15 protein-coding genes and 1 pseudogene are annotated in these 17,161 nt (G+C 31.8%); 10 read left to right on the top strand and 6 right to left on the bottom strand.

The annotated features are described in order from the left end of the window. The first annotated feature begins 50 nt into the window (after window positions 1-50). From QM746_RS14800 to QM746_RS14835, 8 genes are all read left to right on the top strand, one after another. Window positions 51-644 carry a cysteine dioxygenase gene (locus QM746_RS14800; RefSeq protein WP_414984926.1) on the top strand — a complete coding sequence of 198 codons (594 nt, stop codon included), beginning with the start codon at window positions 51-53 and terminating at the stop codon, window positions 642-644. Between the two features lie 244 nt (window positions 645-888). Then, on the top strand, window positions 889-2,238 hold the full coding sequence (gene mtaB / locus QM746_RS14805) for a tRNA (N(6)-L-threonylcarbamoyladenosine(37)-C(2))-methylthiotransferase MtaB (RefSeq protein WP_414984927.1): 1,350 nt from the start codon (window positions 889-891) through the stop codon (window positions 2,236-2,238). Between the two features lie 72 nt (window positions 2,239-2,310). After that, on the top strand, window positions 2,311-2,850 hold the full coding sequence (locus QM746_RS14810; protein WP_414984928.1) for a DUF6934 family protein: 540 nt from the start codon (window positions 2,311-2,313) through the stop codon (window positions 2,848-2,850). Between the two features lie 72 nt (window positions 2,851-2,922). Continuing rightward, a complete protein-coding gene (locus QM746_RS14815; protein ID WP_414984929.1) occupies window positions 2,923-3,084 on the top strand; it encodes a hypothetical protein in 162 nt (53 codons plus the stop codon). Window positions 3,085-3,820: 736 nt separating this feature from the next. Next, a complete protein-coding gene (locus tag QM746_RS14820) occupies window positions 3,821-4,564 on the top strand; it encodes a hypothetical protein (RefSeq protein WP_414984930.1) in 744 nt (247 codons plus the stop codon). Between the two features lie 17 nt (window positions 4,565-4,581). Continuing rightward, window positions 4,582-5,517 (top strand): hypothetical protein, encoded by a 936-nt coding sequence (locus QM746_RS14825; protein ID WP_414984931.1) that lies wholly within the window; start codon window positions 4,582-4,584, stop codon window positions 5,515-5,517. A 418-nt stretch (window positions 5,518-5,935) separates the two neighbouring features. Continuing rightward, the gene (locus QM746_RS14830; protein WP_414984932.1) at window positions 5,936-6,373 is read left to right on the top strand and encodes a hypothetical protein; all 438 of its coding nucleotides are present in this window, start codon (window positions 5,936-5,938) and stop codon (window positions 6,371-6,373) included. Window positions 6,374-6,599: 226 nt separating this feature from the next. Next, window positions 6,600-7,673 (top strand): serine hydrolase domain-containing protein, encoded by a 1,074-nt coding sequence (locus QM746_RS14835; RefSeq protein ID WP_414984933.1) that lies wholly within the window; start codon window positions 6,600-6,602, stop codon window positions 7,671-7,673. A 185-nt stretch (window positions 7,674-7,858) separates the two neighbouring features. On the opposite strand, the gene QM746_RS14840 is transcribed toward QM746_RS14835, so the two are convergent. The 3 genes and pseudogenes from QM746_RS14840 to QM746_RS14850 all read right to left on the bottom strand — a co-directional run bounded on the left by QM746_RS14840 (window position 7,859) and on the right by QM746_RS14850 (window position 10,078). Continuing rightward, window positions 7,859-8,527 carry a DUF1684 domain-containing protein gene (locus QM746_RS14840; protein ID WP_414984934.1) on the bottom strand — a complete coding sequence of 223 codons (669 nt, stop codon included), beginning with the start codon at window positions 8,525-8,527 and terminating at the stop codon, window positions 7,859-7,861. A 1-nt stretch (window position 8,528) separates the two neighbouring features. Next, the gene (locus QM746_RS14845) at window positions 8,529-8,918 is read right to left on the bottom strand and encodes a hypothetical protein (RefSeq protein ID WP_414984935.1); all 390 of its coding nucleotides are present in this window, start codon (window positions 8,916-8,918) and stop codon (window positions 8,529-8,531) included. 148 nt (window positions 8,919-9,066) lie between these two features. Continuing rightward, window positions 9,067-10,078, bottom strand: a pseudogene (locus QM746_RS14850) (NAD(P)H-dependent glycerol-3-phosphate dehydrogenase). Window positions 10,079-10,382: 304 nt separating this feature from the next. On the opposite strand from QM746_RS14850, the gene QM746_RS14855 reads away from it, so the two are divergent. Both QM746_RS14855 and QM746_RS14860 read left to right on the top strand, forming a co-directional pair. After that, on the top strand, window positions 10,383-11,264 hold the full coding sequence (locus QM746_RS14855; RefSeq protein WP_414984936.1) for a M23 family metallopeptidase: 882 nt from the start codon (window positions 10,383-10,385) through the stop codon (window positions 11,262-11,264). Between the two features lie 93 nt (window positions 11,265-11,357). Further along, the gene (locus tag QM746_RS14860; protein WP_414984937.1) at window positions 11,358-12,530 is read left to right on the top strand and encodes a thioredoxin family protein; all 1,173 of its coding nucleotides are present in this window, start codon (window positions 11,358-11,360) and stop codon (window positions 12,528-12,530) included. 58 nt (window positions 12,531-12,588) lie between these two features. Here the strand turns inward: QM746_RS14860 and QM746_RS14865 are convergent, their stop codons facing one another. From QM746_RS14865 to QM746_RS14875, 3 genes are all read right to left on the bottom strand, one after another. Beyond that, entirely contained in the window at window positions 12,589-13,242 is a 654-nt protein-coding gene (locus tag QM746_RS14865) for an NAD(P)-dependent oxidoreductase (protein WP_414984938.1), read from the bottom strand. 55 nt (window positions 13,243-13,297) lie between these two features. Then, window positions 13,298-13,708: an Rrf2 family transcriptional regulator gene (locus QM746_RS14870; protein ID WP_414984939.1), complete on the bottom strand. Its 411-nt coding sequence runs from the start codon at window positions 13,706-13,708 to the stop codon at window positions 13,298-13,300. A gap of 177 nt (window positions 13,709-13,885) precedes the next feature. Continuing rightward, window positions 13,886-17,032: an AsmA family protein gene (locus QM746_RS14875; protein ID WP_414984940.1), complete on the bottom strand. Its 3,147-nt coding sequence runs from the start codon at window positions 17,030-17,032 to the stop codon at window positions 13,886-13,888. Between the last annotated feature and the right edge of the window lie 129 nt (window positions 17,033-17,161).

Genomic DNA, 17,161 nt, shown 5'->3' on the forward strand with positions numbered 1-17,161 from the left:
TTTTTATAAACCACTCTTTTTATACTTTTACCACATAAATCGAATGAATAATGGAAACTTTAACAACAAACCTCAACAATACTTTAGAAAATATCAAAAATCAAAGCTTACGCTATGATGAAGTCTCGGAAATTCTATTCAGTTTTGATTTTCAAGATTATAACGAAATGTTCAAAATCAACGAATTAAATATTCCAGAAAAAACCTACAGAAGGCTTCCTGTTTTCAACAGCGAAAACTGCGTAGCTATTTTAATGCTTTGGGGAGTTAACAATAAAACTGCGGTACACGACCACAAAAACTACGAAGGAAAAATAAAAGTTCTAAAAGGCGAACTTACCGAAGTATATTACAAAGAAACCAAAAACTTCATCGAATATGAAGGAGCTGGCGTTGCAATGGAAGGACTTGTTTTCGAAGAAGAAATGGGAGGAATCCACAGCATGGTAAATAACAAAAGTACTCTTTCTGTAAGCTTACACATCTACAAAACTTCTCAGATTAACCTAAGTGGTGTAAGAATTTTCGATATCGAAAATAAAAAATGGGCTGTACTTACAGACAAAGCACCTTCTTGCAGCTGGAATCTACCCGAAGAAGCGTTCGAAAAAATTGTAAATCTTAAAACACAAACTCCACAATAACCTCAAATTAAACGTTGTTTAAAAGTCCACAAAAATTATTATTTGTGGATTTTTTTTGTCCTAAAATCTGCTAAAATTCCACCTTTGTTCGAGTCTCCTTCGAATCACAGTCGAGTCTGCTTCGGAAAACGGGTACTTTTCTCGAACAAAACCCAACCGTGATTCGACTTTGATTGCCACCAAACTCACAAAAGACTCTAATTTCTAACTTAAAATTTTTACGTAAATTTGCAGACTCTTAATTATGGAAAATTTCACTACAAAAACCGTTGCTTTTCACACGCTTGGCTGCAAACTCAACTTTGCGGAAACCTCTACTATTGCCAGACAACTCACTGGTGCTGGTTACCAAAAAGTAAGTTTTGACGATGCTGCCAATGTTTACGTTATCAATACTTGTTCTGTAACAGACAATGCAGACAAAGAATGCAAACTCCACGTAAAACGTGCCATGAAAGCCAACCCTGATGGTTTGGTGGTGATTGTAGGTTGCTATGCTCAGCTAAAACCCGAAGAAATTTCTGCCATTGAAGGCGTTGATTTGGTTTTAGGAGCCAAAGAAAAATTCAACATTCTGAGTTATCTGGAAGATTTAGAAAAAACCGAACATCACGCCAAAGTTCACTCTTGCGAAATAGAAGAAGCCGATTTCTTTATCGGAAGCTATTCTATTGGCGACAGAACCAGAGCTTTTTTGAAGGTTCAAGACGGTTGCGATTATAAATGTACCTATTGCACGATTCCTTTGGCTAGAGGAATTTCTAGAAGTGATACCGTAGAAAATGTATTAAAAAATGCCAAAGAAATTGCTGGCAAAGACATCAAAGAAATAGTTTTAACGGGTGTAAACATTGGCGATTACGGAAAAGGCGAATTTGGCAATAAAAAACACGAACACACTTTCCTAGATTTGGTGAAAGAACTGAATAAAGTAGAGGGAATTGAAAGGATTAGAATTTCTTCTATTGAACCGAATTTATTGAAAGACGAAACCATAGATTTGGTAGCAGAAAGCAAAAGTTTTGTACCACATTTCCATATTCCTTTGCAAAGTGGAAGCGATGATTTGCTCAAAAAAATGAAGCGAAGATATCTCACCAAATTGTACAACGATAGAGTTTCTAAAATTAGAGAAGTAATGCCCGATGCTGCAATTGGCGTAGATGTAATTGTAGGATTTCCTGGTGAAACAGAAGAGAATTTTTTAGAAACCTACAACTTTATCAACGAACTGCCTATTACGTATTTACACGTTTTCACGTATTCTGAAAGAGAAAATACCGAAGCCGTAGAAATGGAAGGTGTAGTACCGATTGCTGAACGTAAAAAACGCAACAAAATGCTCAGAATTCTTTCCGAGAAAAAGAAAATGGCATTTTACCAAACACAGCTGGGAAAAACCTTGCCTGTACTTTGGGAACACGAAGAAAAAGACGGAAAAATGTTTGGCTTCACCGAAAATTATGTACGTGTACAAAAACCTTTTGACGCGAGTTCTATCAACCAAATAGAAATGGTAAAACTAGACAAAATACAAGCTGACGGAACCGTTTCTATCTCTCCTATTTTTGAGGAGTTTTTGGCGAAGGTTTAGAAAAAATTCTTTAAAATTCTAAATTTTAGTTTTTCGAAATTAATTTTTATTTTTGTTTAAAGATTAATACCATTGAAAAACAATACGCATTACAAAACTGAATTAACCTTAAATGATGAAAGACTTCAATATCTTTTTGTAAGTGAGGGAAATTCTACAATTATTAAAGTAATAGAATACAGCCCAATTACAACTTTAGGAGAAAGAGTTGTTTATAATCTAGGTTTTGGCGATTACGACGAAATTCGCAAAACAATTTTAGACGATACCGATAGTAATAATGGAGATATGTATGTTGTATTCAATACTGTTTTATTTACAGTTCCGTTATTTTTTACCTCAAAACCAGACTGTGTAATTTATGTTTGTGGCAGCGATTCTGATGAAGAATTTAAAGAAAAATGTTTGCCAAAATGCAAAAAGAAATGTACAGATTATTGCAAAAAAGAAAATCAGAGAATAAAAATTTACAGATATTATGTAGATAAAAATTTTGAAGAATTAAGCACTGAATACATTTTTTTTGGAAAAAACAGAAATACTAATAACGCTTTTGTTCAGTATATTCCAGGACACGAATATCACGATATTTTGGTGTACAAGAAAAAATAATTAATTTTGCATATTAAAATAACTCACAGAAAGTTATATATTTACAAACGTTAATTTAAAAAATTAGCAATTATGAAAAAAGCAATTGAAACAAAAAAAACGATAAAAGCTCCAAAAGATGCCAAAACAAAATTGAGCATTGTGGCCGCTAGTATTAAAGATAAAAAGTTGTTTCAAACAAAAATTGAAGCAGCTAAAAAGTCTCTACAAGGCTTTAAGAGTTTACCTATATAGAATAAATTAATCTTTTATATTGAATCCGAGTTTGTGAAAATTCGGATTTTTTTATACTTATTTCTAAAAACCTATAATTTTATTAACTCTCAAAATATTCTAACATACTCTTTGTCATTGACTGCGTCTAATCTTCGATTTCCGAAGGAAACCTAACGAAGTGGTTCAACAAAGTCAATCTAAATTTAATGCAACTATATGTAGAGATTCTTTCAGAATGACAAACGCTGTGGTAAATGATAAAGTAATTTTCTAAGTGTAGTTCCCTTCTTTCAGAGGGGTGGCATTCCGAGAATCGGAATGACGGGGTGTTTAGAAATATTCAGATGATTTTTAGCATTTTACGGGTTCCCGTAATGTAGTGTGAGATTATTTTTCTTACAAAACACTTTATGTACACTTGGTCTTTGCGATGAAGTGCAAAGCACGAAAGAAGCAATCCGTTAAATAAAAAAGATTGCTTCACTACACTTTGTTTCGTTCGCAATGACAAAATAATTTTAGCATTTTACGGTTTTACGCAATGTAGTGTGGAGTTTATTTTTCTTACAAAAATTTATGTACACTTTGTCTTTGCGATGAAGTGTGAAGCACGAAAGAAGCAATCCGTTAAATAAAAAAGATTGCGTCACTACACTTTGTTTCGTTCGCAATGACAAAATGATTTATAGCATTTTACGGTTTCCCGTAATGTAGTGTGGAGTTTATTTTCTAATTTAGTGGAAAAATAATAACTATGGGATTAACAGATTGGTTTTCTAAAAAACAAAAATTTAGACCAAAAAATGGTTTTGCTGGGTTGGCATATGCTGCCGCTACACCTCATATGGAAAGACAAAATTTAATTCATTCGCATGGTAAATTAGAGTGCTATATTTTTTACTCTACATACATATCTATCATTTCTTCTTGCTTGCATCCTCAACATACAGATAAAGTAGACCAACTTTTAGTAAATGGAATATGGGATTACAAAAATTTTCTTAAAATTGATGAAGATGATTTCCCATTTGGTTTTCCTTCTTACATTGAGAATAGAGGAATTCTTTACTCCAAAAGCTTAAAAAAAATGTTTGGCAATAAAGATGATAATAGTAAATCTACCATTCAAAAATTTGTCTTGTTATTTGAAACTAGAGAATATAAAGAATTAGAAGAACTAGATTTGGATCTCTTTAGGGTAATGAGCTCGTTTGATTTTCTAATACATAGTATACGAGTTATTAATAGCAATGCCTACCAATATGCAGCATCAATAGAGCATATTTATATCAACCCAAACATACAAATTCAGCAGGAAGTAAATTCAAAAATTGATGACATTGTTGTTCTTCCTTTCATAAAGCCACGTTGTATGCAATGTGGTATCATAACAGACAGAACCGACTTGAAAGCTGTACCTACAGATACAGAATTTGGAACATATCAAATGCCAACATGTTCCATATGTAGGACAAAATATTCGAATGATAATGGCTAAATAAAAAATGTGAAATTATGAAGTACTTTGTTATTATTCTTTGTTCAATTTACATGTTTGTTTCTTGTAAATCATCTGATGACAAAATAGAAGGTATGTTGTCCGAATATGTAAAAAATATAGTTAAAAATCCCAACTCTGTTGATATACATAAATTTCAGGTTTATGATAAAGTCTACAATTCTAAAGCTGGTATGTTTTTATGGGAAAAAAGTAAAAATAATACAATAACAGAAAAAAGTGATTATATAACTTTTTTATTTTCAGCTAAAAATTCAGATGGTATTGAGATATTTAGAGAAGCATCTGTGTATTTTGATAAAGCAAAAAAAACATTTAAAAGTTCATACCCAGAAAATATTGACATTGAAAATGGCAATATTTCTGGAACTTGCAAGTATTATTTTGGAAATCTTATAACGAATTGGCAAATTCGAAACTATAATAACGATGCTAATGTAACTATTATGAATATTGACACTCTTGGTGGAAGAAAAAAATACATTACTACAGTTCAAAACGGAACATATCAAGTTAACAAAATAATTCCAGGCTATTATTTCTTTAAGTTAATAAATTATAACATCAACCTTGAAAATGTTTATGGTAATTATGGAAATAAGAAAAACTATTATATGCTTTCGGAAATACAGAAGATAATGAATTTTCATCGAATATATGGCAGTATACCATATGGATATTCAGACAAGAAATTATTTGATGAAACACTAAAAAAACTTAATAAATATGCAGAAGAATCAAATGACACAGAATTTTTTGACAACGATGTAAATGATATATGGAAGGACTTTAAAAAAAGTGTAAACCATAAATTTTTAGATGACTTTGAGATTGAATACGATTATAGATATTTGAATGAGTTTGATGAAATTTTAATTGAATCAAGTACACCTACGAATCATGATGTATATATAAAGAACTTCTTTTACTAACATACAATAATAGCATTTCATCTAAAATCACTAATCCCTTAAAAATTAAAATGTACATTAGAATTAAAAAAAACTTTTTTTTCGTCCCCCGCTCTCCAAACCTTCAAAATTTGGATGTTTTTTTGGGTAGGGGATAGACAATGTATAATGTATAATTGATAATTGAAAATTAAATATTTAAGTAATAACTCTCTAGATTTTGGATTGTGATTCTGCTCTCCGAAGTTTACAACTTCGGAGTATTTATTTAAAAATAAACTCTTTTTGTGTAGAGATTCCTACGGAATGACAAATATTGTAGCGAAAATGTAAATATTTTGATGATTTATAGCATTTTACGGTTTTTCATCAATAAGTATAAATTTATTTTTTTAACTTAGTATGAAATTAATAATTATCAATATAAAACAAAAATGAAATGGGATTAGAACTCAAAAAACAAGATAATTTTATTGACTTGGGGACTCTAAAAGATTTCTTCAATAATTATGGGAAATTTGATATTGCAATTCAAAATGAAGATTCTGGATCTATCTCATTAATAATTAGTTCAGAATATGGAATTACAACTATAATTCCATGTTCAAGAGCTCTTTCAGAAATTATAATTAAAAAAGGTGGCTATTTTGATGAAATTTTATTATATAGATTACTTAAAATAAAAAACAGTTCAGGAAATTATTATATAAGATTATCTCAAAATATTGACATTCCATATGAAGAAATTGAACAAGAGAATGATAATTTAAAAAATTTAGAAGGCAACGTAAGGACTTTTGTTAAGGTAACCCAAGAAATGCTGGATAATCAAAAAAATGTTGAAAAAATAAATTGGGAAAATATTATAGTAAAATAACATAATCCCAACTCTCCAAAACCTCCTAATTCATAGTATTAATTTAAAAATAAAATCTTTTTCGCTCTCCGAATTCTCCGACTTCGGAGTATTAATATTTTCTTGTGTTTAGATTCTTTCAGAAATCGAAGATTCGACGAAGTCAATGACAAAGTGTGTGAAAAATTTATGTTTCCAAAAATTTAACCTTCCCCAAAAAACTCCATCAAAGAGCTAAAACCAGCTTATGAAAATTTTGAGAATTTTACCGTTTTTAGTGTTACTCCCGTTTTTTGGTTGCAGCAGTAGTGATAATGAACCAACACCAACTCCCTCAGAAACCATGTATTTCCCTAATAATACAGACAACAATTGGGAAACCAAATCTATCGCAAGTCTCGGTTGGAACCAAAGTGCTGTGCAACCGCTTAAAGATTTCTTGGCAGAAAAACATTCTAAATCTTTTATGATTCTCGTAAACGGTAGAATTGTGATGGAAGAATATTTCAACGGACATAATGCTACTGCAACTTGGCCATGGAACAGCGCCGGAAAAACGCTGGTTTCTACCACTACTGGAATTGCGCAACAAGAAGGTTTGCTCAATATCAATAACAAAGTTTCTCAATATTTAGGAAACGGCTGGTCTAGTGAACCTTTAGAAAAAGAAAACCTTATCACCAATAGAAATTTACTCACGATGACTTCGGGCTTAAACGACGAAAGCAATTGGGTAGTAAAACCAAATCTTACGTATTTGGCAGATGCAGGAACAAGATGGTCTTACAGCAATGTTTTTCAACTTTTGATAGATGTAGTGGGAAAAGCGAGCAACCAAGATTTTGAGACGTATTTTAATGCAAAAATCAAGAATAAAATAGGAATGGATGGTTTCTGGAATTACGGAACTATTTTCACCATTTATCATAGCAATACCAGAAGTATGGCGAGATTTGGATTGCTTTTCCTGAACAAAGGAAAATGGAAAAACGAACAAATCATCAACGAAAATTACGTAAACGAAGCTATTTCTACCTCTCAGGACATTAATCCGTCTTATGGCTATCTTTGGTGGCTCAACGGAAAATCTAAATATATGGTTCCAGGTTCGCAAACCGTTTATCCTACGGCGTTGGTTCCTAATGCGCCAAGTGATATGTACGCTGCAATGGGCGCAGAAGACCAAAGAATTTATGTAATTCCGAGTAAAAATATGGTGATTGTAAGAATGGGTGATGCTTCAGACCCTCAAAATCCTAATTTTGCACTTTCTGGTTTTGATACCGCACTTTGGGACAAACTGAATACGTTGATGAAGTAAGGTGATGGATGATGAATGATGAATGATGAATGATGGGTGATAGATGTTGGATGATGGATGTTGGGTGATGGATGTTGGGTGACAGATGCTGGGTGTTGGGTATTAAAAATTTTAAACTTTGTACTTTATACTTTATACTTTATACTTTATACATTGTACTTTATACATTGTACTTTGTACTTTTATCAATGTTCAAACCAAATATCTTCGTATTTTACGCCTGCTTCAATAGGGATTTTTAATCTATTTTCTTCGGGAGCAATTGGGCAGTTGTAATCAAAAGCATTGTAAGCGCAATAAGGATGATAGGCTTTATTAAAATCAATGATTAATTCATCATTTTTAGGAATTCTTAAATCCAAATATCTTCCGCCTCCGTACGTTTCTTTTCCGTTGGTTAAATCTCTGAAAGGCAAAAACAAATAATCTTTGTATTCGGGATTTTCGAGCAGAGAAAGACTTTGGAAAACCGTGAGAACCTGTTCCTTTCCATTGACTTTAAAATAAGCTTTCCCGTATTCTATATATTTTTTGGTTTTTCCAGAAGAAGTAGGAATTTCAAAAGGTTTTGCGTTTTCGGTTTTCACCAATTTGGCTTTAACATAATAATCTAAATTGATGGCAAAGAAAGGATGTTCTTTAAATTTCTTGAAATTATCGCCACGCAAAGGAGATTCTTTTTCGTTTTTATACTCTTCGTTGAGTTCTTTTTGGAATTTTTTAATTTCTAAAACTTCTTTTAGATTTTCAGATTGCACTTCGGCAGGAAACTGTTTTTTTTCTGTTTCTTTTTTCAAATCCTGAGCAAAAGAAAACACCGAAAAGCCGAGAAATATGAGAATTATTTTTTTCATTTTAAGTCAATTTTAGAGTATAAACATCGCTTTCGTTTCGTTCGATATCGGTAACTAAAAAACCACTTCCGTGCATTACTTCTTCTACAAAATCGAAAACTTTACATTCTTTTGGCAATCCCGAAAAAACCAAAGTAAAACAATATTCTTTCACTGGTGGAATATCCGTCCAATAAGGAAAAACGGCGATATTTTCCCAGAAGATTAATTTGCTTCTATACCCTGTAAATTTATCCTCCAAAAAAGTGGAAGGCCAAATCCTTACCAAGTTACCCAAAGTATAATTGTTTTGAAAACAACAATGCACAATTACTTGCTTCTCTTGTTCGAATTGTTCTTCTATTTGGGCAAGAATTTCGGGTGCTATTTTAGGTTTGGTAACGGTAGCCATAGTAAAAGTTGGTTTTTCAGAGTTTGAAGTTATAAAAAATATTTAAACAAGAGCTTCTAAAACGTAAAAAATTACTGTAAAATAATGATAAGTGTACAAAAAAAGCGCACATCAAAAGATGTACGCTCATTTATTTAAATATCTAAAATTAATTAAGTTTTGCGGTGAGTTTTTCAAACTGTTTTTCGGCGTCTTTGCCTTCGTATAAAATGCTGAAAATAGTATTGATGATAGGAGTTTTCAGTTTATTTTCAAAAGCTATTTCGTAAATTCCTTCTGGTTGCATAATAGCCTTCTGCTACCATGCTCATAGATTGTACCGCAGATTTTACCGTGTAGCCTTTACCAATTAAATTTCCTAAATTTCTATTTCTAGAGAAGAGAGAATATGCAGTTACCAATAAATCTCCGAGGTATGCCGTTTCATTTACATCTCTTTTTTCGGGATATACAGCATCTAAAAACAATTCCATTTCTCTGATGGCGTTGCTCACAAATACCGCTTGAAAATTATCTCCATATCCCAAACCACTTGCAATACCAGCTCCTATAGCGTAAACATTTTTAAGAATTGCACTATACTCGTTACCCAAAATATCTGTAGAACATTTTACTCTGATATAATCTGAAGAAAAAAGTGTTTTTAGAAGTTCTGAATTTTCTTTTTCTGCCGTTGCAATGGTAAGATAAGAAAGACGTTCCATCGCTACTTCTTCGGCATGACAAGGACCTGCAATAACAGCCTGATTTCTATATCCAATCTTGAAAACATCTCTAAGATAATGCGCTACTACATCATTATGCTTAGGAACAATTCCTTTAATTGCCGAAACAAATAATTTATTGGTATAATCTACCGTCATTTTCTCGATGGTATCCGAAAGATAAATAGATGGTGTAGCCAAAACAATTACATCACAAGCTGCTACCAACTCATTAACATCTGTAGTTAAGATTAAATCTTTTACATTAAAATTAATAGAAGTAAGATAATTAGGATTATGCCCGCGCAACTCCAAAGCACCTTTCACAAATTCGTTTCTAACACACCAATGTACTTTTTTAGAATTCTCGAGGAGCATTTTCACAATAGCAGTACCAAAACTACCACTTCCTATCACTCCTACTGTTGGCACAGATTTGCCTTTAGTTTTCGACATTACTTTTCAATTATTTACAGAAAAAAGCAAATATACAAATATTGAAGCAACCAAAAACGGATAAATAAAATTTAAGAAATTTTAACGCATAAGAAACACAACTCAAACTGCGGTTACAAGGTAATATTCAGCATTTTAAATCATCAAACATAATCTAATTTTTTTAACATTTTTATAATTTAATTAACACAACTTTGGTATAATTTTTATCATATTTCGGCGTTTTGGATACACCAAAATAAATGGTTGTCAAATATTTTATTTATTTTTGGCCATCTAAATTGAAAACTGAAAAATATAAGAAATGAAGCAATTTTTTGAAAAAAAGAAAAACACTCATTTTTTTATTGGCTTACTACTTTTTATCATTCTGGCACAGAGTTTTGCTATTGCGAAGCTTTATTCTTCTAAAGATGATAAAACCTATGAAGTAAATCTGGTAAAAATAAACACTAAAAAAGATAGCCTAGATTTTTTTAAACTTAAAAATGACTTGGCACAAATAGACCAAACGGTAAGAACGTTAAACGGTTTTTTCAAAGCTAAAAATATTCCTAATTTGAATATTGAAGCACTATCCAAAGACAGCTTGTCTAGCTACGTTTATCTTTCTAATCAAAGTTCCAGATACTCTCAATATCTAGTGAATTTAGAACAAAAATTACAACAAATTCCTTTGGGAATCCCAACAGACGGGCGCATCTCTTCTAATTTCGGAAAAAGAACAAACCCAATTCCATCCAGAAAAATTTTATTAGCCTCTGCAAAACCAATTGGATTTTCTGCCAACACGGCAAAAGATAGCACAGGAAATACTGTTGCTAGTTCTGCTTCAAAATTTGAAGGAACAAAAGCACCTGCCGAAAAAGACCAAATGCAATTTCACAAAGGTGTAGATATTGCAGCACCAATGGGAACAGATGTATATTGCGCTGCAAAAGGAAAAGTAATTTTTGCAGGACAAAAAAGTGGCTACGGAAATTGTGTAATTATAGAGCACGAAAATGGATTGGCAACTTTGTATGGTCATCTTTCTAAAATTTTAGTAGATGCCAACCAACAGGTAAAAATTGGCGACATTATAGCAAAAGTAGGAAGCACGGGACGCTCCACGGGGCCACACCTTCACTATGAAGTACGAAAAAACAACACCCCTATAAATCCTAAGTTGTTTTTAAATTTATAAAACTTACCAAAACCGCAGTTTTTCTGCGGTTTTTTATTGCCTTCTCTGTAACAAATGGCGCAGAAACATCCACTTATAGAAAAATTTAATTCAATGAAAAAAATCTTATCCGCTTTCCTTATCATTTTGAGCGTTTTATCTTTTGCTCAGGAAGGAATAAAATTTGAAACCTCAGATTTCAAAACCATTTTAGCTAAAGCTAAAAAAGAAAATAAATTAATCTTTCTAGATGCTTATACTACTTGGTGCGGACCTTGTAAATTGATGGCAAAAAATATCTTTACCCTAAAATCTGTAGGAGACCATTACAACGCAAATTTTGTGAATGCTAAAATTGATATGGAAAAAGGCGAAGGAATAGATATTGCTAAAAAATATGACGTAAAAGTTTTCCCTACTTACCTTTTTATAGATGGCAACGGCGAATTGGTACACCGTACTGTAGGATACGTTCCGGAGAAAGAATTTATACAATTTGCAAAAGATGCCAATGATCCTTCAAAAAGAGTTGCTGCATTGAAAGAAAGATTTGAAAAAGGAGAAAAAGACCCAGAGTTTCTAAAAAACTTGGTTAACCTTACCGCATTTACAGAAGCTGATTATGCAGGAAAAGTTTTCGAGAAATACATAACAGCTAAAGCCAATACTCCTTTAGCTGTTGATGACATGCAAATGCTTTTTACGATTTTGAAAAATACCGAAAGTCCAGCTTATAAAATATTTAAAGAGAAAAAAGCAGACCTTTTGAAATTTATGCCTGAAAAAAGTTATGAAGCAACAGACAAAAGCCTAAAAATTAATACCTTTATAAAAAAAGCTTACAACGAAGAGTCTAAAACTTATGACGAAAACAAATTTATAGAAGCAACTAAAGATTTCTTAACCAAAAACGAAGCTGTAAAATATCTAAATAAAGTAAAAGCAAGCAAAGCTTTGAAAGCAAATGATATTGCTACTTACGAAAAGTTAACTTTAGAAACATATAAAGATTACACCAGTTTTAATACTAACGAATTGAATTCTATCGCTTGGAATTTTTTTGAAAATGTAACCAACAAATCTTCATTAGAAACCGCATTAAAATGGGCACAAGAATCTGTAAAACAATCTGAAAATTCTGCCAATACAGATACTTTAGCAAATCTCTACAACAAATTGAACGATAAAGCTAACGCAAAAATCTGGGCTGAAAAAGCATTAGAATTAGCCAAAAAGAATGGCGAAGATGCTTCTGAAACTCAAAAACTTCTAGATAGCTTGAAATAAAACAAAAAGGCTGCCTCAATAATCTGAGACAGCCTTTTTTCTACCTTTTATATAAATTCTAATAAGCCGCAGTAAATCTTTGTTTCACAAATTTACCATTCTCTAATTCGTCTACTAGAGCTACCGCAACATCTTCTACAGAAAGAACGCTTCTACCGTTTTCATCAAAAACAGGATTTTCTAGCGCCGTTCTGTAAGTTCCTTTTCTTACCCCAGCCGTTCCTTGGTGCATTTCTATTGCAGGAGAAAAGAAAGTCCAATCTAAAACTTCATTCTTTTTAATAATTTCTAAATATTGTCTTGCTGCTTCGGCACCTGGTTTTATCTCTGCAGGAAATTCTGGTGTATCAATTAACTGAAGACCTTCTGCAATATACAAACTACCTGCACCACCTACTACAATATATCTTTTCACACCTGCTTTTTCTACCGCTTTTTCGATGCTTTCTGCTCCTTTTAAGAAATCTTCAAAAATATTTGGATTCGTCCAGCCTGGGTTGAAAGTACTAATTACAGCATCAACTCCTTTTAAACCTTCTGCCAGTTCATCAACATTATAAACATCTAATTTTTTAGCTTTTACCAAATCAGATTCTGTAATTTTAGTTGTATCTCTTGCAATGGCTTCTACTGCATAACCTCTGCTTGCCAATTCGTTTACTACTTTAGAGCCTACAAAACCTGTAGCGCCAATTACTGCTATTTTTTTCATAATTTTAAAACTTTTAATTGTAATTATTTTTGTTACATTTATATTCAAAAAAAATTTAATCAAATTGCTCTATAAAGCTTTTCAAAGATTTATTTTTCAAAAAAGAAACAACTAAATCGTCTGTTTCTGAAAATAAAACTTCTAAATTTTGATTAATCTCTCTACCTATTTCACATAATGGATTGGGAGAAAGATTCTTTTTACCCAAAATTTCAGAGTTTTTTACTGCTCTGTAAATATCCGAAATAGAAATATCATTTGTGTTTTTTGCTACCCTGCAACCTCCATCTTTACCTTTTCTGCTTTCTACAAGACCAAAGTCTCTTAAAACCGAAAGCTCTTTTCTCACCACAACAGGATTTATATTAATACTTGCTGCTAACCAATCAGAAGTCTGCCATTCTTCGGGCTTGCTGCCAAGAATAGTCATAATATGAATAGCTGTTGCAAATCTTGTGTTGTTCATTTCTGATGCAAAGATACTACATTTTTTAAATGTAACAAATTTTATTACAATTATTTTTATTCAATTAAAAATATTTTTGAAAAAGAGTTGTATAATCAGTAAAATTAATTTGATTTAAAGAATAAAAAAACGCTAACCTTTTAAAGCTAGCGTATTATATCTTTTAAAATAAAATTATTATTGAGGTTTTGCAGTTTGTGCTTCAGCTGCTTTTTTTGCCGCTTCTTCTTGTTGCGCTTTTTGATAATCTTTGTAATCATCGTCGGTTTCGTTCAGTTCTTCTTTTTCGTATTTACCTGTTTCTACTTTAAAAGTATCAGAAGGACCTGTAATTTTAATAGGAATTCCGATAATTCCGAAAGGAGGCAAACCTAAACGCATTCCAACATTTATGTATCCATCCAAAGTAACCTGTCCTTCAATTCTAGGTCTGAAACCTGCAATTTTAAACTTCGTTCTTTCAATCGAAATAACATTGTCTTTAATGGTGGTTTTAATGTCTACTTTACTCACTTTTGCATCATGCAAAGCATCGGTAGAAGTTTTTTCGGCCACCGAGTTGAAGACTTTGAAACCTTTAAACTGTATGTCTTCCAAAGTAAGAACACCGTCTCCTTTGATGGTTTTCAGTTTTGGGAAAAAATCTGCACCCAAATCTCCTTCCAAATGATAATCCATCGAAACTTTTCCGTGCGCACTTTCTGCCGCAGAAACCATTTCTCTAAACAAAGCGATTTCTTTGTAAGCTCTTTGTATATCAAAGTTTTTCGCCTTGGTTACAATACTGAATTTTGCTTTTTTAGCATTAATTGGTGTATAAGTTCCGTTGGCATTAAAGGTAGAACCAATCATTCCAAATTCAGTATTGTTTAGGGCTAAATTCCCTTGTTTTAAAGCTAGATTTCCTTTGAAATTATTCAGTTTTATGTCTTTAAATAAAACTTCGTTTGCATTTCCGTTAATCGTAATATCCAGATTTTTTGGAAGTAAAATTACGCCCTCATTTCCTGAAGAAGATGAAGAAGACGCTCCCGAATTATACGCCATGAAATCATCCACATTTACTTTTTTTGAAGTAAAATTGATGCTTCCGGTAAGGTTTTGATCTTTTAAAATATAATTGATGTAATTGCTCACATTTCCGTTAAAAATAAAAACATTTTTCTTGTAACTTGCTTTTACATTTTCAAACTGAATTTGGCTTCCATTTAGTTTAAACAAACCTTCATTAATTAAAAATTTACTCGGGAAATATTTAGAATCAATCGCAATATTTTCAATTTTTACAAAACCTCTGTTCTGAATATTCTCCAAAGCGGCTCCGTTTTGACCTTTCAAACCAACATCTGTGTACACAACACCGTTTACAGACAATCCTTCAATTGGGAAAAGTTTATACAAATCGCCCAAATTAAGTTGACCTTTAGAATGTAATCTGTAATTCAAATGATTAAGATTCTTCAAATTAGCTTTTACCGTAAATGGTTTTCCTGCCAAAGTGAAAGAAATAGGTAAAACATCAATGCTTAAATCGCTAAAAGAACCTCTTCCGCTCTGAATATGAGTTTCCACAGTAATATTATCCAAAGGAAGTTCTGGATATTCTGCAAATTGTATGTATCCATTTTTGAGATTTAAAACACTATTACTTACAGGAACTCTCTTTAATTTCGGTTCGTATGTACCGTTTGCTTTCGTCTTTACAAAAAGGTCGCCTCTTAAAACAACTCCTTTTAAAGGATAAATTTTATAGATGTCTTGAAGATGAAGTTTTGCCGTAAAATCTGCATCAATGGCATAATTATACAAGTTTTTAACCTCAATTTTCCCTTTTGCATAATTGTCTAGCGCTTTTGCATCAATATTGTGAATTAAAACAGCAGTATTTTTGAAGTTTCCATCGTTGTTTCTTACATTCATATCCAAATTGATGTGCTCTAAAGCAGCCGGCATTTCCTGCATTTTGAAATAACCATTTTGCAAATCTGTTTTCACATCAAAAAGCGGAACTTTTTGTAAATTATTTTTGGCATCCATCGAAATTAAACCTTTCCAATTTCCGTTCAGTTTAAGGTTTCCTTTAGCATCTATTTTTTTGTAACCAATGGCATTTTTCAATGCTTCAAGATTAATATTTGAATCTATTTTCCCTTCAGAAAACATCGAAGAGCCATTCTGAAAGACGAAATTTGCTCTAGTATAACCGTTCAATAAACTGAAATCTAATTTATCTACTTGTACTTTTAATTTGTTGACATCCAAAGAAGGAATATCCAACACCGAAGTTAGATTCAAACTATTAATTGGCGTTGAAGATTTTTGATAATTAAAAGTACCGTTATGGATTTTTGTTTCAATATGAATATCGGGATTTTGTTTGGTAGCGGCATCCAAAATACCTTTCATGGTGAATAAAATATCCGTTTTACCGGTTATTTCTACTTGTTTAGCATAGTTTTGATATGCTTCCGGAATAATTGCAGGAATACCTTTTACATCTGATTTTTGGGTAGTTATTTTTAAATCGTAAAACTGTTTTTCGTTTGGCATTTTAAGACTTCCCTGAAGATTGAAAGGAAATTCTCCTAAAACCAAAGGATTGTCTGTAAAATAAAAACCGAGTTGGTTGATGTCGATTTTAGTATTAATTTTTCCTTTTAAAGGTAAATTTTTCACATAAACATCTTTATCAAGCTGGAACAAAGCATTTTTTATGTCTGTATTGGCATTGAGGCTTAAAATATTTTCAGATAAACCAATCAAACCATCGTATTCTAATTTATCTAGCTTTACATGCGTTTTGCTAAGTTCATCATCATACAGAAAATTAGAATTCGAAATTTTGAAATTCTTTAAATCTAAAGCCAAATTAGAATCGTTATTTTCTTTAGCTTCCTTCTCAGAAACCATAATATCGAAGTTATTTCTTCCCAAACTATCGATTTTCAAGTGAATATTTGCATCTTCAATATACAAAGTATTGAATACAATTTTGTCGCTAAAAAGTGTGGTAACATCTACACCCAAACCAATTTCTTTAGCATCGATAAGGTTTTCGTTTTGAAAAGGTATGCTTCCTTTTACGGAAGAATTGGTAAGCGTAACCGTAAGATTAGGGAAATTTGTAAAAAAAGAGATATTTAAATCCTTAAAATCAACATCTGTTTTTATATAACTTTTCGTAGCTTTCTTGATGCCATTATTGATAGTATCTTTAAAGAAATAGGGAGACGCATATAAGACCAATACAACACCTCCTAAACTTATTCCAGAGATTTTTATAATCTTAGATAAAGCAGATGCTTTTGTTTTTACTTTTTTCATAAGTGTTTTAAATGTCCTTATGCAAAAATAAGCTATAAGAAAACAGAAAAAGAAATTTTCTCGATAAACATCTTGATTTTAAGCAAAAAAATCAAAATTCTCTCGACTAAAAATAAAAAATCAGCGCAA

This window comes from Cloacibacterium sp., assembly GCF_047601505.1.
Classification (GTDB): Bacteria; Bacteroidota; Bacteroidia; order Flavobacteriales; family Weeksellaceae; genus Cloacibacterium.